The 22,779-nt window shown below is 36.3% G+C and carries 14 protein-coding genes; 2 read left to right on the top strand and 12 right to left on the bottom strand.

What is annotated here, in order from left to right:
* The first annotated feature begins 58 nt into the window (after positions 1 to 58).
* Positions 59 to 2,347 carry a response regulator gene (locus DFQ08_RS03810; protein WP_114308452.1) on the top strand — a complete coding sequence of 763 codons (2,289 nt, stop codon included), beginning with the start codon at positions 59 to 61 and terminating at the stop codon, positions 2,345 to 2,347.
* On the opposite strand, the gene DFQ08_RS03805 is transcribed toward DFQ08_RS03810, so the two are convergent.
* The 9 genes from DFQ08_RS03805 to DFQ08_RS03765 form a co-directional block, all read right to left on the bottom strand.
* On the bottom strand, positions 2,314 to 3,531 hold the full coding sequence (locus DFQ08_RS03805) for a BaiN/RdsA family NAD(P)/FAD-dependent oxidoreductase (protein ID WP_114308451.1): 1,218 nt from the start codon (positions 3,529 to 3,531) through the stop codon (positions 2,314 to 2,316). The genes DFQ08_RS03810 and DFQ08_RS03805 overlap by 34 nt on opposite strands.
* Positions 3,532 to 3,584: 53 nt before the next feature.
* Positions 3,585 to 4,922 (bottom strand): DUF2254 domain-containing protein, encoded by a 1,338-nt coding sequence (locus DFQ08_RS03800; protein ID WP_114308450.1) that lies wholly within the window; start codon positions 4,920 to 4,922, stop codon positions 3,585 to 3,587.
* Between the two features lie 9 nt (positions 4,923 to 4,931).
* Positions 4,932 to 8,636 carry a metallophosphoesterase gene (locus tag DFQ08_RS03795; RefSeq protein ID WP_114308449.1) on the bottom strand — a complete coding sequence of 1,235 codons (3,705 nt, stop codon included), beginning with the start codon at positions 8,634 to 8,636 and terminating at the stop codon, positions 4,932 to 4,934.
* Positions 8,637 to 8,707: 71 nt separating this feature from the next.
* Positions 8,708 to 9,649 carry an L-histidine N(alpha)-methyltransferase gene (locus tag DFQ08_RS03790; protein WP_114308448.1) on the bottom strand — a complete coding sequence of 314 codons (942 nt, stop codon included), beginning with the start codon at positions 9,647 to 9,649 and terminating at the stop codon, positions 8,708 to 8,710.
* A 48-nt stretch (positions 9,650 to 9,697) separates the two neighbouring features.
* Entirely contained in the window at positions 9,698 to 10,864 is a 1,167-nt protein-coding gene (gene egtB / locus DFQ08_RS03785; RefSeq protein WP_245935360.1) for an ergothioneine biosynthesis protein EgtB, read from the bottom strand.
* Between the two features lie 9 nt (positions 10,865 to 10,873).
* Positions 10,874 to 12,091, bottom strand: a complete 1,218-nt coding sequence (locus tag DFQ08_RS03780; protein WP_114308447.1) for a bifunctional alpha/beta hydrolase/OsmC family protein — start codon at positions 12,089 to 12,091, stop codon at positions 10,874 to 10,876.
* 9 nt (positions 12,092 to 12,100) lie between these two features.
* Positions 12,101 to 12,382, bottom strand: a complete 282-nt coding sequence (locus DFQ08_RS03775; protein ID WP_114308446.1) for a DUF427 domain-containing protein — start codon at positions 12,380 to 12,382, stop codon at positions 12,101 to 12,103.
* Positions 12,383 to 12,445: 63 nt separating this feature from the next.
* On the bottom strand, positions 12,446 to 13,171 hold the full coding sequence (locus tag DFQ08_RS03770; RefSeq protein ID WP_114308670.1) for a flavodoxin family protein: 726 nt from the start codon (positions 13,169 to 13,171) through the stop codon (positions 12,446 to 12,448).
* Between the two features lie 24 nt (positions 13,172 to 13,195).
* Positions 13,196 to 14,758, bottom strand: a complete 1,563-nt coding sequence (locus DFQ08_RS03765; RefSeq protein ID WP_114308669.1) for a protein adenylyltransferase SelO — start codon at positions 14,756 to 14,758, stop codon at positions 13,196 to 13,198.
* 202 nt (positions 14,759 to 14,960) lie between these two features.
* Here DFQ08_RS03765 and DFQ08_RS03760 point away from each other — a divergent pair, with 202 nt between their 5' ends.
* Positions 14,961 to 16,244 (top strand): Pycsar system effector family protein, encoded by a 1,284-nt coding sequence (locus tag DFQ08_RS03760; RefSeq protein WP_114308445.1) that lies wholly within the window; start codon positions 14,961 to 14,963, stop codon positions 16,242 to 16,244.
* On the opposite strand, the gene DFQ08_RS03755 is transcribed toward DFQ08_RS03760, so the two are convergent.
* The 3 genes from DFQ08_RS03755 to DFQ08_RS03745 all read right to left on the bottom strand — a co-directional run bounded on the left by DFQ08_RS03755 (position 16,228) and on the right by DFQ08_RS03745 (position 22,714).
* A complete protein-coding gene (locus DFQ08_RS03755; protein ID WP_245935359.1) occupies positions 16,228 to 18,549 on the bottom strand; it encodes a GAF domain-containing protein in 2,322 nt (773 codons plus the stop codon). The two genes, DFQ08_RS03760 and DFQ08_RS03755, sit on opposite strands and share 17 nt — an antisense overlap.
* Positions 18,550 to 18,724: 175 nt before the next feature.
* Entirely contained in the window at positions 18,725 to 20,845 is a 2,121-nt protein-coding gene (locus tag DFQ08_RS03750) for a glycoside hydrolase family 97 protein (RefSeq protein WP_114308443.1), read from the bottom strand.
* A gap of 192 nt (positions 20,846 to 21,037) precedes the next feature.
* Positions 21,038 to 22,714 (bottom strand): alpha-amylase family glycosyl hydrolase, encoded by a 1,677-nt coding sequence (locus tag DFQ08_RS03745; RefSeq protein WP_114308442.1) that lies wholly within the window; start codon positions 22,712 to 22,714, stop codon positions 21,038 to 21,040.
* Between the last annotated feature and the right edge of the window lie 65 nt (positions 22,715 to 22,779).

The raw sequence follows: 22,779 nt of genomic DNA, 5'->3' as shown, positions 1-22,779 counted from the left end.
TAAAGTGTGTTTATATCATACGAAAACATTAGTTTTACAGCCTTAAACGTTGAATTACATGTTTTTCCCTAAATCCAACGCTTTTATAATTTTATTGGCTTTCTCTGTTTTAACCGTTTTTAATGTCAATGCGCAAGAAACGCCAGCAACAAATCATAAGAGTAAACCTAATTCATTTGACAGCTACAGACTAGACTGGCTCGTACGCAAAGACAGCCTTTACGTCGCTACCATGCTCGTTAATGACGCCATTAGTTTTTCAAAGAAAAACAATTTAATTACAACTGAAGCTCAAGCATACAATGCTTTAGGAACCGTCTTAAATAAGATGTCTAATTATAAAAAGGCAGAAACGTATTACCGTAAAGCCTTTCATATATTTGATTCCCTTCAAGATAACCAAGGAAAAGATGTAGCGTTAACAGGTTTAGTTGAAGCGTACACAGGGAGTAAGAATTATTCTAAATTTGATAGCTTATATCCCATTGCAGAATCCTTATCTAAATCCTTAAATAGCGAAACCTATTTTATAAATCTCAACAATCTTATAAAGCGCTATTATTATAGTAATAATAACGACAGTCTATTAGCTACCACGTCTAGAGCTGTAAAAATTTTACAGCATCAAGATTTTTCAAGCTTAAACAGTTCTAAAGGTTACCGCGAGGAAAATCTTAAACCCAAACTTGTACAATCGTTTAAATACTTTAATGCGATTGCTAAAATTAAGGTGGATAACAAGGATCCTAAAAACTACAAGGACATCTTAGCCATTAATGACGAGGACTTTAAAGCCATTTTAAATTCAGATATTAGTTCTTACAGAAGGCTTGCTACCCTTAATTATTATAAATATCTCTATTATACCCTTGCCCAGAAAGACTTAGATTCTGCCACTAAATATTTATTAAAATCCGATAGCTATAAGTACGACGCTATTATTGAAATAGAAAACGAGTCCACCAGAAATGGGGAATTAGTGCATAAAATTATCAATGCAGAACAAAAGTTAAATTTAGCGCAAGAAATCCAACAAAAGGATGCTAAAAATTCTAAGACCTTTTTAATTACCACCATCGTTTTTAGTATTTTATTTATTATAACTCTAGGCACATTTTACTTCTATTTTAAAGCTAAAAAGAACATTGAAAAAATGAATAAGGCTCTAAAGGCCTCCAATTCAAAATTTGTAGCCATTGATAAAGATCGTTTGGAATTTTTCTCCATTTTAAGCCACGAGCTCCGCACTCCAATTTATGGGATTAGTGGGCTAGCCACTTTAATAGACCAAGAGAATGATGAAGAAAAGAAACAGTCGTATTTAGATTCTTTAATATCCTCTAGTAACTATTTATCTATTTTAATTGATAATATTCTTCAGGCTAACCGCTTAAAGTTTGATAAGAAAAGTCTCCGACTCAAACCTGGGAAAATGAGTAAAATTGTTCAGCATGTTATGAGCACTGTGGCTGTCGCTGCTAAAAACAAGGGATTAGAGCTTATAGTTCATATCGATGAATCGCCTGAAGAGGAACAAATCCTTATTGACAAGGTTGCTTTTAGTCAAATTCTTATCAACTTAGCTTACAACGCTATTCGTTATACTAAAAAAGGACATATTGCTATAAACGTTTTTGAAAAAGCGCGTACAGAAGATTCAATTACCCTAAAATTTGAAATAAAAGATACAGGAATTGGGATAAAAGAAGAACACCGCCCTATTGTTTTTAGTGCTTTTGAAAATAAAGCCTTCTTAAATAAAAACAGTAGTGGTTCTGGTTTAGGCTTACATATTGTGAAGACTTTACTAGAGAGTCACAACTCGGAAATAGATTTTACATCGGCTCCTAATAAAGGAACTTGCTTTTTCTTTGAAATTACGTTTGACCTCATCACCGTGGCTAGCGAAAATAAAAAGGTCCTTACTACTGTAACCCCTAGTAAAGACATGCGTATTTTGGTTGTAGACGATAATAAAATCAATCTTCTGATTACCAAAAAAAATATTGAAAAAATTGAGGGCTATACCTGCGAAACGGTCTCCAACGGAAAAGAAGCGATATCCATTGTAAAACGTATGGATTTTGATTTGATTTTAATGGATATTAACATGCCCGATATGGATGGTTATGAAGTGACCAAGCATATTAGAATGTTTAATACAAGCATACCTATTTTAGCGCTTACGGCCTTAAATTCTAATGAAATTGCGCATAAAACGGAAGCTGCAGGCATCAACCATATTATTACGAAACCTTATATCTTTGAAGACTTTAAAACGGTAATCACTACCTACAGTCAAACCAACAGTATTTATCGTAAGACTATAGATTCTGAAGCGATATAAGCACTAGTCCAAGCGTTCTGAAAATTAAAACCTCCTGTAACAGCATCAATATTGAGGACTTCACCTGCAAAATAGAGATTAGGAATACGACGACTTTCAAAAGTTTTAAAATTCACTTCTTTTAAATCGATACCCCCAGCCGTCACAAACTCGTCTTTAAAGGTACTTTTTCCGGTAACTTTAAAAACAGCGGAAGTTAACTGATTTGTCAAAGCTTCTAATTGCGCTTTATTTAAATTAGCCCAACGCTCATTCTCATCAATATGAGCTGCTAATACTAATTGTTTCCAAAGGCGTTTAGGCAGATTAAACAGTGCTAAATTCACCACATTTTTCTTTGCTTCTTCCTGTTTACAGTCTTTTAACTTTTCTAAGCAAGCTGTAGCATCTAGACCGATAAAATTTATTTCAATGTTGAAGTTATAATTCATTTGTGCCAGTTCTACAGCACCAAAAGCGGAGAGTTTTAAAATGGCCGGAGCACTCATACCAACATGTGTAATTAACAAAGGCCCTTCCGACTCTAGTGTAGTGCCTAAGATTTTTACTTGCACATCTTTTGCCACCACTCCAGGAATATCTTTAATCCGTTTGTCATTAATATCGAAGGTAAATAATGAAGGTACAGGCTTCACGATGGTATGTCCTAAATTTTCTAATAGTTTCCACACTTTAGGATTACTTCCTGTGGCCAATACCATTTTACCCGTTTCAAATGTACCTTGAGACGTTTCAATGGTAAAACCCTGTTCTAAAGCCTCTATATTTTTTACAGCGTGGTTATATAAAATTTCTACCTTATGCTTTTTAGCTTCATAGAGGAAGCAATCAATAATAGTTTGTGAGGAGTTTGACGCTGGAAACATACGACCGTCATCTTCAATTTTCAAGGCCACACCACGCTCTTCAAACCAAGCAATCGTATCTCCTGTCATAAACTTATGGAAAGGGCCCAAAAGTTCTTTTTCGCCTCTAGGATAATTGTGTACCAATTCCGATGGTATAAATTCGGCATGGGTAACATTACAGCGTCCACCACCAGAGATTTTCACTTTCTGTAATCCTTCTTTCCCGCGTTCTAAAATAGCGACGGATAGTTCAGGATGCTTTTCAGCAATATTAATCGCCGCAAAAAAACCTGCAGCTCCTCCACCAATTATTATAACATCCTTGACACTAGACATAGACTGTGATTTACAAATTAAGAATTTCACCTATAAAATGTAAACAAGCCCTATTAAATATCAAAGGAATATTCTGAAGGCGTTACATTTTTAAGCTTCGCAATATAGGATTTAATCACTTCAATATCTCTATCATTTTGGTGATTATTTAAAGCGTCATTTCTAAGATGAATCACTTCTTTAATAATACATTCTTTGTACCCCGTGTTTAAAACACTTTCGGTTTGTAAGAGGTATTGAAACATCACAAACAATTTCTGAACTACAATAATATCGTGCTTACAATAGGTTCTCATGGCCGCCATAACATTATAGAGTAAGTCTTCAAAACTTACCGTTTGAATATGAATAAGCGCTTCATCGTCCGAATTGTAATAATAGCTACGGTCTTTTTTTTGCAAGCGTAAGGCAAACAATTCTGTTAAATAATCTATAGCATTTATACAGGTTCCGGGGTCATTAATTCCTGGTGACATAGCTTTTAAAGCAATTTCGGTAATTTGCTTAAAGGCTAAAATATAGTTGTCTTCAATAAGCTCGTTATTAGAAAAGGTAATGGCTTCTACCAATCGTTTTTCTAAATCTAAATCGTCGTCTTTATCCTTATCAACCTTTCCTTTATACTTTAAAACCGGTAAACCTTTTAAGATATAAGCGCCTTTTACGGGCACAATGGCAATTTTCAGTTGATGCTCTTCTGCTAAGGTCATTAAACTCTTTAAATTCACATCTTGCATATACCCTGTACTTACAGCGGAAATAGCTTTCCAATCTGAAGTTTCTTCAAAGTCTACGTCAATATGTTTTTCTGAATCTATAAGATGTTCTAAGCGTCGTTTAGAGGCTCTAAAAATCTTATCCATCATGGTATTGACCTGAATTTCTTGTGAAATGGAATGGATAAAATAAATAAACGCTCCCAAACTAAGGGTCATAAAAATGATGGATAGCAATACGGAGAACCCTGGCACTTGATAAGACTTGCCATGTGGCGCGATAGAAACTAAAATAAAAATACAGTATAGTAAGGTGGCGTTATAAATCCCTAATATGGTTTGATGCCGTCTATTAGATATTAATCCAGGTAATACCCTTGGCGAGAAATTACTTGACGCCTGGTTAAGTAAAATCATCACCATGGAAAAACTAAATACCATGATAGAAATTAAACCCGCAATAAATGTAGTTAATAAACTTCTTGCCGTTTCCGTATTATTAACAACTAATATGGGGGCGTGCTCTACTAAATATTTGGAGACTCCACGACTTTCTAAATAAATCATGACAAAGGCAAACATTAAGCCTAAGGCACTGATTATAGAAGGATAAAAAGCAATATTACTTTCTAGTTTTTCTAGAGAATTCCATATTTTATAGAGGTAGCTTTTCAATATATAAGATTAAAAGTTAAGACCTAAGCCAAACGAAAACCGAAGTCCATCTTCACCATTAAATAAATTAAAGGTTCCGGAAAGAGACTCTGCTGCGGTGACCCAAAATCCACCACCATAATCGTTATGCCATTTTTTAGAAGTATCATCTCTTAACCATACTCTACCAACATCGAACCCGCCAAAAACACCAATTTGTAAAGGCAGCACTCTAGTCTTAAACGAATTAAAACTGTATCGCAGATCAGCACTACTTACTAAGGACTTCATTCCGGTAAAACGTTCCGTTCTGTAACCACGTAAGCCGGTGTGTCCACCAATATTTGCGGCTTGGTAAAACATCATATCATCGCCAATTCTAAACTGACTTCTAACATCTGTTTTTAAGACTAATTTTCTATTCTTAGATATGGCATTATAAAACCCAAGGTTGGCATTGATATAACCATAGGTTTGATCAAAGTCATCGATATTCGACTTCCCACCAGCGTGAATAAAGAATTCCATCCCACGTGTCGGATTTAAAGGCGTATCATAACTCTCGTAATTAAATTGCCCTTCAATACCTGTAAAATATTGTCGTTCGTAGAATTCTTCTGAAGACTCCGGTACAAAATCCGTAATAAATCGGTTCGCTGTGGCCTCTAATTCTATAGCTTCAAAAACAGCTTGAATACCGTAATCGCTACCAAAATTTCCTTTTTTAGAAATCCCAACATGGCCTTCAATAATACTGGTTTTTACACGGTTATAATCCAAGTCTAAGTCGTCATCATTATTCACGGTTTCATTTCCATACCCAAAAAAGTTATTGGTGTAATTTTCTGAAGTAAATTGACCTCCTACCTGAAGATTCCAATCGTTCATAATATTTGAAAACTCACCATCATAATTTAAAGAGAAGCCTTCGGTTGCAAAAAAGTAGCCCCCTTTAAACCGGTGTTGACTTGAAAAAGGATTGCGCTGAAACCCATTTTTGGTTAAAACATAAGACAGCCCTAAAGACACCCCGTCATCAGGGTTATAATTAACCGCCGGAGTCAATACACTTTGGTAAAGTATATTCTTATTAAAATCGAATAAATTCAACTTATAAACGTCCGTTAAGCGTACTATAGCACCTTTATTTTCTTCAATGGTATTCTTCTTGCTTTCGTGATCGTAGACCTTAATGCGTTGGCCCGACTTTATTTTATAAGTGTCGTTTTCTTGACCTCCTATTAAACGTGTAAATATTTTTCGGCTTCCTTTTCCGCTTACCTCAAAGACATCTTTATCATCTAAACCGTAAACCCAAAGCTCTTTCGTAATGTCTTTATTAAAAATCCGATCCACAATAGTATCTTCTTTTTCCCCACCTTTAATTCTAGAAATTACGACGCGGGTTTCCTTTTTACCTTGGCGGATCACTTCTATATAATCATCTTTATCCGTCCCTGTTAGAATGACTAATTCATTTAAATAATTATGGTAACGTTTGGCAATATCAACCAGATTACCGCGTCTTCCGATTAAATTCTGTTTGATTTCCTCTAAAGTTTTATCCTGAACTTCTTCGGGCACTTTTTTAAAGGCTTTTTCAATAACGGCATCTGTAATATGATCTTGAAGAAACTGCGCCTGCTCTACCCATGTCTCTATACCCGATTGTTGAATAAGCGTACGATCTAGTTTAATCCCCGCGTTGTTCATCCATTTAATATTCTCTAACTTATCATCATAAATTTGAAGTTGCTTTGCAGAACCCGCTATAGTACGCATCACATCTAATAAAGCACCGTCAAAATTTGAAAATACTTGATCGCGATCTCTAGGTATAGGCCTGTAAAGTTTATCGCCATTAGGCTGATCGAATTGCGCCCAACGCCATTGATCTTGGTGACGGTCCCAATCTCCAATTAGCATATCGAATAAACGAGCACGTATAAATGCCACCTCATCAATTTTATACTCCTCGTCTTCTCTAACTTTTTCAATAATGTCGTGGGTACTTTCAATATCATCCGCATAGCCAAAATTACGCTCGTGGGTATAATTTTCTTCAGGACGTTCTTCAATCATGTAAAGTTCGCCACCATACTCTTCGTTGTAATCCCCTAAATATTTATGCTTAGGAATAAAGAAAAGTCTAGGGTTGGTATGGTAAACCTCAGCCGCATCTGATAAATCTGGAACAACAGAAAAGGCATAAGGGTGCGCTGCCGTGTAAAAATCTAAAACGAGATCTTCTACCTGAGTGCGTTCAAATTCATCTTGAATATAAGTTTCTTTGAATAATACAGTTTGTAAATATTGCGTCGCACTTTTTCGTAGCGCTCTCATGTTTAACTCGCGACCATCTTTAGTTTTTAATCGCATGGAGCGGGTTTGATGCCCTCCCCCTTTTCGTACAATTTCTAAGCCGCCATATAGCGTATCTAAAGTGGCCACTTTTGCTCTTATTTTAGTACTGTATACATCTCTATAATGATCGCCCCATACGGATTCAAAAAAACCAGATTTCTCAGTTTCCTCTTTACTATATACAGATACAGTCACTTCATTAGGAAAGGTATCGGGTAGTTTTGAAATGTCGTAAGAAGGTTTTAAGCCTATAACTTCATGCTCAAAAACAAGCGTTGGCTCGTCATTTTCAACCGTGAAAAATTTCACCCAAGAGCTCCCGTCTTTATACACAATCAACTCAGCAAAACCCTGACCTCCATAACTAAATAAACCATGAGTCCCTAAAGCAGCCGCGCCTTTTTTAGAGCCCGACCCTGATACAATTTGTTTGATATTTTCATTTTCTAGATACTGTAAAGTATGCTCGTGGCCCGAAACAAAGACAATATTATCCTTATCAAAAGTTAAGGTTTCTATACGTTTCATTAATTCATTGTAACGCTCATTATAGCGGTCTTGAATAGACACCCCGCCTTGTGTTCTTACTTGTGTAATTAACGTTGCTAAGCCAGGAAGTGGCACTTTACTTTGTGTAGGATAAAGGTGTTTCTCTGCCCCATAATAGCCTCCATGGACGCCATTGGTATACATTGGGTGGTGCATGGCAATTACTGTAGTTCTATTTTGAGCTTTTTTTATTTCACCCTCAAGCTCTTCAAAAAAACGTTCTCTCGTTTTTATTTCACATTTATCGTTAATCGTGGGATTCTTATTCCAATTTTCTAAATACCATTGGGTGTCTATGATAATTAGCTTGATATGATCTCCTATATCAATATCTTCAAGTGGACAGCCACTTTCAGGTTGAAACGTGTTTTTTCCTAATGCATCTTCAATATATTTTTCTTGACGTTTTAAACCTTTTAAGCCATTAGAATACCAATCGTGATTTCCTGGGATAAATAACACATCGCCTTTAAAATCTTTTACAGCCTCCACCTGAACATCTAAAGCTTTTTCAGCTTCAGCTCTATCGGCATCTCCTTCTTCAGGAAGCCCAACAGGATAAATATTATCGCCTAAAAACAACACCACATCGTCCTTAGTTTCTTTTCCTGCTATATAGGTTTTAAACCCTTTTAAGCCTTTAGACATTTCGCCTTCATCTACCTTTCCGGCATCGCCTATAAGATAAAAGCGTCTTTCTACTTCTTTTTCGGGTGCTTTATTTTCTTTTAAAGAATCGTTTAAAAACTGGGCTTCAAAGGTGGCACACGCTGTAAAAAGCGATAAGGTCAATAGTGCTAAAGGTAGATAGTGTTTTCTCATAGGTTTAATAAAATACAAAATAAGATGTTTAAAAATGAAAGTATTGACTCTTATCCTTATAAAATTAATCTTTATCCTTTTTCCCAAAGACTATCAGTAAAGTAGTGTTTGCAATCTAAAAAATTAGCATTCACTTTAAAGGCCGTTTTATGCGCTAAAGCTTCAATCTCGTTTAACGCATATTTTTTGGATAATTCGGTCCAGATTAATTCATTGTAATCAAAGGTAATTGATTTATTAATAGCTTTAAGTTGTACGGTTTGCGCCCTAAGACTAATAATATAACTTTTTACATCTCCGGTTATTGGGTTGTAATGGGCAAAAAAATCGAAATCATCAATTTTAAAATCGGCTTCTAGTTCTCTGTTAATCCGCAATAATAGATTCAAATTAAAACGTTTGGTAATGCCATGCGGATCAAAATAAGCTTGCTGAATGGTAATTGGGTTTTTCTTTAAGTCGAAACCGATGAGGAGCTTATCTCCTTTTTTCATGTTTTTGTTGAAGAGTTCTAATAACTCTTCGGCTTTTGGCTCCAAATAATTACCAATATTACTCCCTAAAAACAATAATAAACTGGGAAATTCGCTTTGCTTATTTTCTTTTAGAATCTTGAAATAGTCCCCAACTTGAGGTTTTATGTTAAGCCCAGGCAAGCGCTCTTTTAAGCGTTTTTCAAGAATGTCCATGGCTTCTTGAGAAATGTCTATAGGCACATAATTAAAATCGATATTTTGAGCGACCAAATACTCCAAAAGTTTAAAGGTTTTAAACCCATCACCAGCACCTAACTCTAAAATATTAAAAGGTTCTGAAAACTCTAAAGCTTGAACAATTTGCTGACATTGCATGGATAAAATTTCGAATTCAGAATTCGTCAAATAATATTCGGGCATGTTCATAATATCCTGAAATATGCGGCTGCCATTATCATCATAAAAATATTTAGATGGCAAATGTTTCTCTGTCGCCGATAAGCCCTCGAGAATGTCTTGTGCAAATGTGTTGGTCATAAAGGTGTAAAAATTAGTGAAGCGTTGTTTATTGTTGTGTTGGTCTATTTATTTAGCGAGTCTAATTCCTGAAAATTGCCATCGTAAGTGCGCTTGAAAAAAGTTACGATAGGTGGCTCGACTATGGTTTTTAGCGGTTGCTACGGAAGCTCCACGTAACACCATTTGATTCACCATAAATTTACCGTTATACTCGCCTAAAGCTCCGGGTACTTTTTTATAATGAGGGTAAGGCAAGTAAGCACTATTGGTCCATTCCCAAAGTTGACCATAGTTAAAATGACTTGAAGCTACTTCCCATTCAAACTCGGTGGGTAGTCTACAACCTTTCCATTGCGCATAGGCAAAAGCTTCGTAAAGCGACACGTGGGCAACAGGCAAATGACCATCTACTGCAGTAAAACCGCCAAGGGTATATTGCATCCATGCTCCATTAACGTTATGCCAATATAGCGGTGCTTTTATTTTTTCATTTTGAATATAATCCCATCCCTCAGCATGCCAAAGATTAAAATCTTCGTAACCACCTGCTTCTATAAATTCTATATATTCTGCATTGGTCACCAAACGATTCGAAATGTTATAAGCATGAAGAAAAACCTTGTGCTGGCCTAATTCATTATCAAAACAAAAGCCTTCATTTTGATGCCCTATGGTATACAAACCTTCTTCAATTGGAATAAAATCTTGTGTTTGAGGCTCTGCCGTTAAAGGCACCGTATGATGAAGGGTTGGAAAAGCGGGTTGATTTCCAAAGATGTATTTAATATCGTAAATTAATAACTCTTGGTGTTGCTGCTCGTGTTGCAAACCAATCTCAATAATACCTTCAAGATCTGACGCTAAGCCTTTTTGAATAAAAGAGGCCATATATGCATTGACATAAGCTCTGTAGTCTAAGACCGATTTTAAAGTTGGCCGAGTCATTAATCCACGTTCTGCTCTTAATACGCGGTCTCCTACCGTATTGTAATAGCTATTAAAATAGTAGGCATAATCCGGATTAAAGACTTTATAGTTTTTATCAAATTCAGAGAGCACAAATTGTTCAAAAAACCATGTGGTATGCGCCAAATGCCATTTAGGTGGCGATACAAAATCGGCAGGTTGTAAGGCGACATCTTCAGGCTCTAATGAGCTACAAATCTGTTCGGTTTTACTTCTGATTTCTAAAAATCGTTCTGGTGTTATGGAAGGGATGGTCTTAGCTTGCACGTATTGGATTTATAAGATTTCTGTTTCAAAAATAACTTCGCTGGCAATCGTTTTATGTACTGGACAACGTGAGGCTATTTCCTTTAAGCGTTGGGCTTGTTCTTCACTAATATCGCCAATAAATTTTAACTTTTTACTGATATGATCGAGATACTTCGGTTGTTCTAAAACAAGATTTAAGTCGGCACTATGTTTTCTAGAATGCGAGATATAAACATAGACTTCTTTTAAGTCCCATTGTTTTCGTTCGGCATACATCTTTAAGGTCATAACCGTACATGCTGCTAATGCCGCATTGAGATACTCGTAGGGCGAGGGTCCGAAATCACTTCCTCCAACACTGACCGGTTCATCTGCAATAAGGGTGTGATTTTTAGTTTGAATAGAAGTAGTAAAATTATCTTCAACAATATTTAAATGTCCAACAAGTTGTTCACCTTCGGGATTCAGCATTATATTTTCAACCTTAGGAAAATAACGCTTTGCCCAAGTTCCTATCATTTCCCCGACATACTGACTATCAATATCTTGTGTCAACAAATGATCGGCTTGATCTAAAGTGATAAAACTCTTAGGATGATGAGCGGTTTTATATAAAGTTTCAGCATTTTCAATACCAACCACTTTATCAAAGGGCGCATGCATGATTAATAAAGGTTTACGCAATTGCTCTACTAGGGACGGCAGATTTGTTTTATCAAATTCCGCTACAAACTCCTGATTAATTACAAAAGGCCGTCCTCCAATAGAAACTTCTACCGGACCTTTTTCATCGGTCTGTTCTACTTGATGAGAAAATAAATTCTTAACGTGCTGTACCGTTGCTGGGGCGCTTACCGTTGCTACAGCTTGCACACTTTCCAATTTTGAAGCTGCAACCAAAACTGCCGCACCACCTAAAGAATGCCCCACAAGTAGGCCCGGAGCTTGATAATGCTTCGCCATATAAGCATGCACATCTAACAAATCTTCCACATTGGCAGAAAAGTGACTGTCTGCAAATTCACCTTCACTTCGTCCTAATCCTGTAAAATCAAAACGCAAGACGGCAAAGCCATTTTGGGTTAATGCACGACTTACATTCCTAACGGCTTTTAAACTACTACTGCAGGTAAAACAATGCGCAAATATGGCGTAGTAATTCGGTTTCTGATTGGCCGGGACTTCTAAATGAGCATTTAAGGTTAGTCCTTTTCTATTTTGTATTTTTAGTTTTGTACTTTTCATATCCTCCGTTTAATCTTCAATTTGAACGCCTTTCCAAAACGCCACATAATTCTTAATTCCTTTTGCTAATTCCGATACTTCTGGATAAAACCAGGCGGCATCTTTATTTTCTTTGCCTTCAACGTCTACGGTATAATAAGACGCCGTTCCTTTCCAGGGACAAACAGATTTAGTTTTACTAGGCTTAAAAAATGCTTTATTAAGACTCTCATGCGGGAAATAATGGTTGTTTTCTATAACAATGGTTTCATCACTTTGAGCTATAACTTTTGAATTCCAAATGGCTTTCATGGCGTTTATTTTTAAATGGTTAAAAGAGGTATGGAAACGCAATTAGTGGCTCCATCTAAAATTTTATCTGTATTCTGGGTTCTCAAAAGACCAATGCGTACCGCTATCCCATGCTTCACGCGAGTTTCCGTAATTACTATAACCTTCATTTTCATCCAAAATTTTTGCCAGATGCAACAGATTATAAGTCATAAAAGTGGTATTTCTATTGGTAAATTCAGAATCGAAACCTACTGGTGGATTTATTTCCTTGTCCTTCCATTTTTTATCCCCATAACTCGGCCCTGGTCCAACTTCTCCAATCCAACCCGCATCAGCCTGAGGTGGTATAGAATAACCCACGTGTTGCAGCGCATACAGAATTCCCATTGCACAGTGTTTTACACCATCTTCATTTCCGGTGATCATGCAGCCTCCTACTTTACCGTAATACACATATTGGCCTTTCTCATTGGTCTCTCCGCTCATCGCATAAAGCCGTTCTATTAATTTTTGAGCTTCAGAAGATTTCTCTCCCAACCATATTGGAGTTCCGATAATTAAAACATGAGCTTCTTTTACTTTCTCGTAAATTTTTGGCCAGGCATCCTGTTCCCAACCATGTTCGGTCATATCAGGGTAAACCCCGGACGCCACATTATGATCTATTAAACGAATGGTCTCAAAGGCTACCTTCTCTTTTTTAAGAATATTCTGAGAAACTTGCATAAGTGTTTCAGTGTGGCTTTTTGCGGGTGCCTTCTTTAAAGTGCAATTAATATACAGTACTTTAAGCTTTGAGAAATCCATCATTTATTTTTTTATTTGTTACTATTAAGAACTACAAGACAACATAGAACAGCCTACTTTATGTCTCGCCCAATCTGGTCGTTTGGCAAACCATTGCTCATATTGTGGTTGCTCCTCGTAAGGTGACTTTAACACCTGAAACAGCTCCACTACCAAACTAAAATCGCCACCGTCGGCTTTATCTATAGCTAATTGAGCCATATAATTGCGTAATACATATTTGGGATTAACGGCATTCATTTTGGTTTGACGTTCTACATCGGTAAGCGTCTCGTTTTGTAATTTTGAATCATAAGCCTTAAACCAAGTCTCCCATTGCTGTAAGCGTTCTGCTTGTATTTCATTAGGATGGTAGAAGGCGTCTTTAATTAAGGATACCCCTAGTTCTGGAGTTCCTTTTTTGTATTGCGACAACAGCCTAAAAAATAAAGTCATATCGGTTTCAGACAACAAAAGGCAATCTTCCAATTGCATCATAAGTTGCGCGTCCTCTTCTGAGACCTTTTGGATGCCTAATTTAGAGCGCATCATTTGCAAGGATTTTGTTTCAAAATCAACTTGATATTGCTTTAAAATGGCTTCTATAGGTGCGGCATCCTCAATTAGGGGATACAAAGCATTGGCAAGTTGCAGTAAATTCCAAAGTCCCATGTTAGGCTGATTGCCATAACGATAGCGTTTATTTTGATTGTCTGTTGTGTTTGGCGTCCAACCAAAATCAAAATCTTCTAACCAACCATAAGGACCATAATCTATGGTTAAGCCTAAGATAGACATATTATCGGTATTCATTACGCCATGTACAAATCCTACTCGTTGCCAATGAATAATAAGATCTAAAGTTTTTTGGGTCACCGTCCTAAAGAACTCAATATAGCTCGTCTTACTTGGTGGCCCTAATTCAGGATAAAAATGGCTAATGGTATAATCCGTTAGTTTTTTTAGATTTTTAATATCGTTTCTAGCGGCGAATAATTCAAAATTTCCAAATCTTATAAAGCTTGGAGCGAGTCTACACACAATCGCACCTTTTTCATAATCGGCATTGCCATTATAAAGCATATCTCTAAGCACCTCATCGCCAGAAGTCATTAAACTTAAGGCTCGTGTTGTGGGCACATCTAAATAATGCATGGCTTCACTACAAAGGTATTCGCGAATGCTAGATCTTAAAACGGCATAACCGTCACCTTGGCGTGAGTATGGTGTTTCTCCGGCACCTTTAAGTTGCACGGCCCAGCGCTGATCTTGGTGCACAACTTCAAATAAATTGATAGCGCGCCCATCGCCTAATTGCCCCGCCCAATTCCCAAATTGGTGTCCGGCATATGCCATGGCATAAGGTTCCGTTCCTGGATAAATTGTTGCTCCTGAGAATACTTTTAAAAATTCATCAGACTTAAGATCTTCATCGGTTAACCCAAGTGCTTCGGCCATAGCCTTAGAAACATGGTGCAGCTGAGGTTGCGAAGGTACTTTTGGTTTGACGTATGAATGTGTTGCTTCATGAACCTGACGTCTAGAGTTTTCACGTTGTGGATCTGAAGGTAATTCACAATTAAAAGTATCTCGTATATTTAATTTCATATAGGGCATTGTTGCGCAGTGTAAATTTCTGATAATAAAAAATGAAATGTTACCACATATCAGTCGACTATTAACTCAGAACATTTCAAAAGTTATTTTTTTTATAAAAATACGATTTGATTGTAACTCATTTGTGAAACATCTTATTAAGTCTTAGAACTTTTTTGTAAATTCACCTGATTACTAAAACCTAAAGCACCTCATGTCAAATTCTTTAATTAAAGACACTCAAAATTTTGTATTCAACCTGCTTAAGACAGAGCTTCCTAATTCGTTTTTGTACCATAATTACACCCATACCACACGGGTTTTAAAAAGCGTTAGAGAGATTGTTGAGCATTCAGAATTAAGTGATGAGGAGATTTTAATTTTAGAATTAAGTGCCCTTTTACATGATACAGGCTACACTAAGAGTTGTGAAGACCATGAAAAAGAGAGTGTAAAGATTGCTGCTGCGTTTTTAAAAGATAAAGACGTAGACAATTCGGTTATAGAAGAGGTTAGTAAATGTATTTTAGCTACGGATATTAATGTAGAACCTGAAACACAACTTGAGAAAATTTTACGAGATGCTGATGCCTCTCACTTTGGAAAGAAATACTTTAATGAAGCTTCCGAATTTTTACGAAAAGAGTTAGAGTTACTAGGAAAAAAGAGTTTTAAGCCTTCGGAATGGCGACGTGAAAACATCAAAGTTCTCACCGAAAAACATAAATATTACACCGATTACGCTTTAAAAAACTGGCAAGCAACTAAGGATAAGAACTTAGCAAAGTTGCTGAAAAAGAAAAAAAAGCGCAAAAAGAAATTAAATGTTGAAAAGCTAAAAGCAAAATATAAAACCCAGTATAAAAATGAAAGTCCAGAGCGTGGCGTTCAGACTTTTTACAGAACCGCTTTACGTAATCATATAAAACTAAGTGATATTGCCGATACTAAGGCCAATATTTTATTATCGGTAAATGCCATTATCATTTCGGTGGTTTTAGCGAACCTTATTTCTAAATTAGATAACAATCCTTACCTGACTTGGCCAACGGTTATATTCACCTTGTTCTGTGTTATCTCAATGATATTATCCATTATTGCTACACGCCCTAATGTTACAAGTGGTCAATTTACCAAGCAAGATGTTATTGATCAGAAAGTGAATCTAAGTTTCTTCGGAAATTTCCATAAAATGGAACTTGATGAGTTTGAGTGGGCCATTAAAGAAATGGTACGCGATAAAGACTATATCTACAAAGCATTAACCAAGGATTTATACTTTTTAGGCGTGGTTTTAGAACGTAAATACCGCTTACTACGTATTACCTATACCGTTTTTATGATTGGTATTATTGTATCGCTCATCTCATTTGCAATTGCTATAAAAAACAATCCTGGGGTAGATATTGATGATGTTATTCCGGAAACCACTCAAATACAGCAATCCAACACCTTAGAAAATAACATGACGATAGCCGCTTTTAAGAAGCTATCGTAGTCATTAAGTCATCGTAAGTATAAAAGTTTTTCTCGTCATGATCTTTGTGATACAGTAAACTTACGCGTAAGGCTTTTAAACCCGTTACACCCTGTAAGTCTTCTAACTCTATAAATTCCAGATCGTCTGCCAAGACGTTTTTAGATTGTAGGAACTTAATATACCTTACATATTCTGCTTCGTCTTCTTTTTGCGAATAGACAATTGTAATTTTTCCGGCTTGAGTAATTCGTTCTTCAGTGCCTTTGATAAACGCTTTATCCACACGCTTTTTCACCACTTCATAACGGGCGTTATAAGTTCCATCGACATCAAAACGCTTTTCATCCATTCTAAACCTAACCGATAAGGGCTGATTAAAAACCAATATCATAGAAGCCACTTCTAAGGCCGTAGGATATTCGTGCTGACCGTGGTAATACTGATTTTCCATTTCGCACATAACCTGCAACTGCCATAGCCTTAAATTGTACAGATAGAGCATATCAAAGCTATCTTCTTTTGTAATAGACTCCCCTATGTACATGTTATGTTCAACACCATCGGTTTTAAAGCGTTCAAAGAAATGCGGATACATCCTTTGAGCCTCTATCTGTTTTTCGTCTAATAACGAAGACATATTTCTGTTGATCAGTTTTACGGTATCATCATAATGCTTACGGTAGTAATAAATAACGCCGAGATCTGAATCAATTTTATTGAAATAATCTTCTATATCGGGTTGAAGGGCCTGTTGGGTTTTCGCTATTAATTCGAAAATAGGCTTAATTTCATTTTTTAGATAAAGTGAAATTTCATGTTCACTATCTACCTTAAAATTAGTGGTTAAGTCTTTACCAAATTCTGACACCTGAAACATCACCTGCTCATATATAGGTAAGTTTTTTTCATCAATACTCTTTTGAAGAATTTTCTTCGCAAGATTTAACTGTAACAGCAAATCTTTTTGGGTCGCAGAATTACGGGCATCAGAAGAACCTTTCACATCAATTTGTCCGTATAACGGATAAACATTATCAAAAGTGATTTTCTTAAAGGTTGCCGATTCGTTCTTATTGGTCTGAGCTCTAATATAACTTTTAGCCTCTTCAACAAATCTCCAATACACACTAGAATGAATTGAGGTACATTCTTTTTGGATTACAGCTTCAATTAAATTGGCCTCTTCCGTTTTTGAGCGTTCTATAGCCGATTCTATAAACGGCATAACGTCCTCTAATTTATTCGCATTGATACTATTTAGTACCTTAGGTTTTTCAGAAACAATTTCTAAAATCCCCATTAAACCGTTCTCATTAGCAATAGGCGCAAAAATAGCACTCTGAATATTCTGCTGATCTAGAACTTTAATATGTGGTGGCTGCTTATCATTTTTAGCTAATGCCCGTTTAACATCAGACACCGAGAAATACTTTTTTTCCACCAATAATTGGTTATACGACCAATTACAAAGTGCATCTGAACAATGGGCCGTTTCTAATTCATTAAGCAAATAACTATTGACACCAACCCCATAAACACGTTCAAAAGAATCGGTTTCTTTAACATACATTGAAAAACCAACTTTGATAGATTTTAAGCCTAAAAGTGAACGAAATATCTCTTGGAAATTATTGAGAAAATTTCGATCTTTCCCCTTCACTTCTTTAATTAAGCCCGATTTAATATTGGAAATCGATTGATCATCCGTAACATCGAACATGTTAGAAATAATAAAGCCTTCAAATTCATAACTATTAGGCGGAAATTTCTCCTTCCATAAGTCAATATTATCAAAATTATCAATGAGCTCATCGTAGTCTGCTTGCGTAATTTTTGGTGCACCAGGCTTCGGTTTTATTTCGGTAAAATCTGCATTATATAAAATCTTATAGTAATGCATAACGCCATGTTCATCTGGAATTTCGTAGAAAAACGGACGTTTAAAGTTTAAGGAATAGCCATAACAAAAATTAAGAATAATGCTACAAGCAATAATATAGGTTTGCTCGGTAGGCATATTTCTAATCTCTAATTCAAAATCTTCGCCTGCCGATTTTAAAATAGACTTAAAGCGTTCTGATGGATTAAAAACAAAATTATAAAACGGCAAGGCCGCTGTTTTAATTTCATTCTGTGTTAACAACGGATTAAAAGCATCTTGTAAAATGCCTTCAATTTCCTTTTCATGCGTTTTAAACACAGAAAATTCACTAAACCCTTCTCTTAAAATAGGATGTTCTTCTGCTATAGCAAGGACACGTTTAGCGTTACCAGCAATAAAATCGTTATCGGCATGAATTAATTCTTCATACCGTTCTAACATTTTATTAAAGCTCACTTTAATAGTAAAAGGGGATTCTATGTGATTGTTAATGTCCAATTCTAAATTATTGATGTTTACCTAAGTTACGAAAAATAAGTTAGTCGTAAACTAGGTGCTATGATTACAGCGCAAAATTAATGTAAAAACGAACATTTTAACCGAATTCTCGGTGCTATTATTTCTTTTTTAAACTCATAGCAAAACCACCACCTTCAGCCAACTTTAACGTTAAGGTTGCATCTTTTTTAAGCACTACATTTTCAATCACGATATCTAAAGGATTATCATCCCAATGCGCCTTTTCACCATCCTTGTAAATACGCACCTCATAGGTTTGATTCTCTTCTAAAAAGTCTAATGTTAGGTCTATAGTTCTAGAATTCTCATCTGTAATACCACCAATAAACCAATTGCCCGTACCACGTTCTTTCCTTGCAATGGTTACATAATCGCCCACTTCACCGTTTAAGACTTTAGTAGTTTCCCAATCGACACCAACATCTTCAATAAACTGTAAAGGTCCTGGGTTGGCTTCGTAATGCTCTACCAAATCGGCAGCCATTTGCACCGGACTATAAATCACCACATACAAGGCTAGCTGTTGCGCAATAGTTGTATTCACCTGATTGTCTTTCTTAAATTCATCGAATTTAATATTAAAAATCCCTGGTGTAAAATCAATCGGTCCCGACAGCATTCTCGTAAACGCTACAATAGGAAGGTGCTCTGGAGGATTTCCTCCATCGGTAGCCCAAGCGTTAAACTCTTGACCCCTTAAACCTTCTCGAGAAATAGTATTAGGATAGGTACGTCTTAATCCTGTAGCTTTAATAGGTTCATGGGCATTGATTGCCACCTGATACTTCGCGGCTTTCTCAACGGTGTTATTATAATGATTCACCATATATTGCCCGTGATGATATTCGCCTTTAGGTAAAATTTTACCCACATAGCCCGTTTTAACGGTATGCATCCCGTACTTCTGCATTAAAGCAAAAGCCGTATCTTGTTGTTTGGTATAGGTTTCTGTAGCTGCAGAAGTTTCATGGTGCATAATAATATCCACTCCTTTTTCCTTTCCATAACGGACCACTTCATCAATATCATAATCCGGATATGTGGTTACAAAATCGAAAACGCCTTCACGATCTTCAAAACCAATCCAATGTTCCCAACCTGTATTCCAACCTTCAACTAAAACTCCACCGATATTATGTTTTGCTGAAAAATCAATAAAACGCTTTACATTTTCGGTGTTGGCGCCGTGCGTTCCATTAGAAGTTCCGCCATCCGTCCAAGTACTCATATCTTGCGTCATACCATAATCCCAAGATGATTTTCCCAAATGCATTTCCCACCAAACCCCGGTATATTTCATAGGTTTAAACCAAGATACATCCTCTAATTTATTCGGTTCGTTTAAATTTACTATCAGTTTAGATTCTATTAAATCTGGTGCATTATCCGTTATTTGGATGGTCCTCCAAGGCGTGTTAAATGGCATGCTACGCTTCACCTTATAATCTCTATTTTCCGACCCGACTAAATGACTTTCGAGATTAAGATTTTCGGTATCTACTTTTAACGTCATCCCTGAATAATCAACTAAAGCCGCTTCATGAAAACTCAAATGCGTGCCGTCACCTCCTACCATAGTTACTGGCGTATTGACTGCATTTTCTGGAATGTAAGTTTGTGCTAAATTCTTATGATTAGCAAGTTTTAAAGCATCAATTTCAGACAGTTTAGTGGTGTTATATAAATGCTCGTAGATATCCCAATCTCCAGGAATCCAAAAGGTTTTATAATCTTCTGTAAGGTTAAATTCGGTGTGCTCTTCCGTGATATACACCTCCCCTTTTAAGCGACTTTGTTTTGGGAATTCATATCGAAATCCTAAACCATCATCATAGACTTTAAAAACAATGTTTAAAAACCGTTCTGGACTTGTCTTTTCTTGAAGTTCAACCTTAAGTTCGTTATAGTTATTAACCACATCTAACTGTTCTCCCCACGGCATTTGCCACGTTTCATTAAAGCTTGAACTACTTGTGTTTTTTATGATGAAATTTTTATGGAATGCCGGCAGATCTTTAAACTCGAAACCTAAATAAGAGGTATCAACAACCGTTTTATTTTTGAATTGCACCGTATAAAATGGTCGTCCTTCAGTGTTGACATTAAAATTAACCTTCACATTAGCATTAGGCGATGTGATTGCTGTGACTTTTTTTTCTTCAGAATTGCACGAGACTAATGCTAATGCCATTACTAAAATTGAAATGTAGATTTTCATGTTTATCTTTTTTGGACCTGCTAAGTTTTAGGATTACTGATTGTCATCAACGCAAAAAACCTAATAGGTTCATTTTCGTTTATTTGTTACTTTTTATTTAGACCTGTTAGGTAGGTCTTTAATTTGTTAATAAGACCTGCTAGGTTTGAAAAACCTGCTAGGTCTTGGTCTTGGTCTTAACCTGTAATTGTTTTATTCCTTTTCCAAAAGTACCACATCAAATTCTGTATCTAAAGTAATGGTCCCGTTTTCTACAGTTGCTGTTTCTCCTGAATAGGCATCACGTAACATAACGCGTTCTTGAAAGACCTTAGAAACATCAATCACTTTTTTACCTTTTTTAAGCTCTAAACCGATAACCACCTTATCCTTGAAATCCCCTTTTTGGTAACTTCTAGAAAAATAATAAGGCGCTTCTGAAAGCATTTGATGCGCACCGGCCCCAACTGCAGGGTGCTGAGCTCTAAATTGCCCTAATTTTTGCCAGTGTGTTAAAATGGCTTTTGTTTCAGGTTCTGTAGCAATCGCCTCCCAATTCATAAACGAACGTAAGGTGGCATCGCCCTGGGTCCCCTCTACCACCAAAGATCGTGCAGATTCATCACCATAATATACTTGTGAAGTTCCCGGTGCCAATAACAATGTATTAGCGGTAACATAAGGCGTTGTTCTTTCAGCATCAAACGGACTTCCGTCGTCATGAGAACTTAAATAATTAAGCGTTCCGAAACCTTTTAATTCATCCTTTAAAATTTCAGAATAATAGGCAAATAAGGCTTCGTAGCTTTTCTCTTTTGCGTTGTACTTAAATTCAAAATTAATTAAACTTTGAAAACTCGGCGGATTAAAATAATTCACTTTTTTGTCTCCAAAATCATAATATTGTCCACTACTTACCCCGTAATTATAGATTTCACCAACCAGATAAAATGGGTTATCATCAAGTACTTTATCTGGGTTATTTTTCTTGAATTGTGAAAAGGCATAATCACATTCTACCTTAAACTCTTGCCAAACATATTCTTCCGTATGTTTTACGGTATCTGCTCTATAACCATCTACACCAAATTCTGTAATATAATCGGTTAACCACTTCATAATATAAAAGCGTGGTGCTCGTGGATGTCCGGTACGCTCAAAAAACGCATCGAGTTCTTTAACCTCTTGTTCATAGCGTCCTTCAGCTTTCCATTTAGCCACTAATTGCGGTGGTAAATCGACATCCTCATTACGCTCTGTTCTTATATCCGGAAGATTTGCAACCAAAGTACAGCTAATGGTATTATCATAATTATCATATGAACATTGCTGGTCTGTCCTTACCCATTCTTCTGGCCATACCGGATCTTTTTCCGTTACAGGTCCTGTGTGATTAATCACAGCATCTAAAACAATTCTTATCCCTTTTGCGTGGGCTTCTTTTACCAATTCGTGTAAATCTGCTTTCGTTCCAAAATTAGGGTCAATAGCCGTCCAGTCTTTAGTCCAATAGCCATGAAATCCATAACTTAAGCCTGTACCTTCATCAGTACCACCATGAATTTGCTCTACAATCGGCGTCATCCATATGGCATTAATGCCTAAATCGGTAAAATAGCCTTCTTTAATTTTTTGAGTAATACCTTTAAGGTCTCCCCCTTCAAAACCTCTCAATTTCCCTGGAGTTTCTGTCCTATCAAAATTAACATCGTTAGTAGGATCTCCATTATTAAACCGATCCGTTAATAAAAAATAGAGGTTAGCACCTTCCCAAACAAAAGGTGTTTCAATAGTTTGTTCTGGCTCTGCAACAGCAACCTTGTGTTCCGTATCATTGTTTTTACAACTCAAAGCGATTAGGATTAAGGTTAATAAAAATAGTTTTTTCATATATATTTTGCCCACTAATGTGGGGCTCTTTATTTTGGTTAAATCAATTTTTTAAAACCGACAAG

Origin of the sequence: Winogradskyella arenosi (assembly GCF_003337305.1) — a bacterium.
GTDB lineage: Bacteria > Bacteroidota > Bacteroidia > Flavobacteriales > Flavobacteriaceae > Winogradskyella > Winogradskyella arenosi.
The sequence above is the reverse complement of the archived record's forward strand: the minus strand, read 5'-3'. Positions and strand labels throughout refer to the sequence as shown.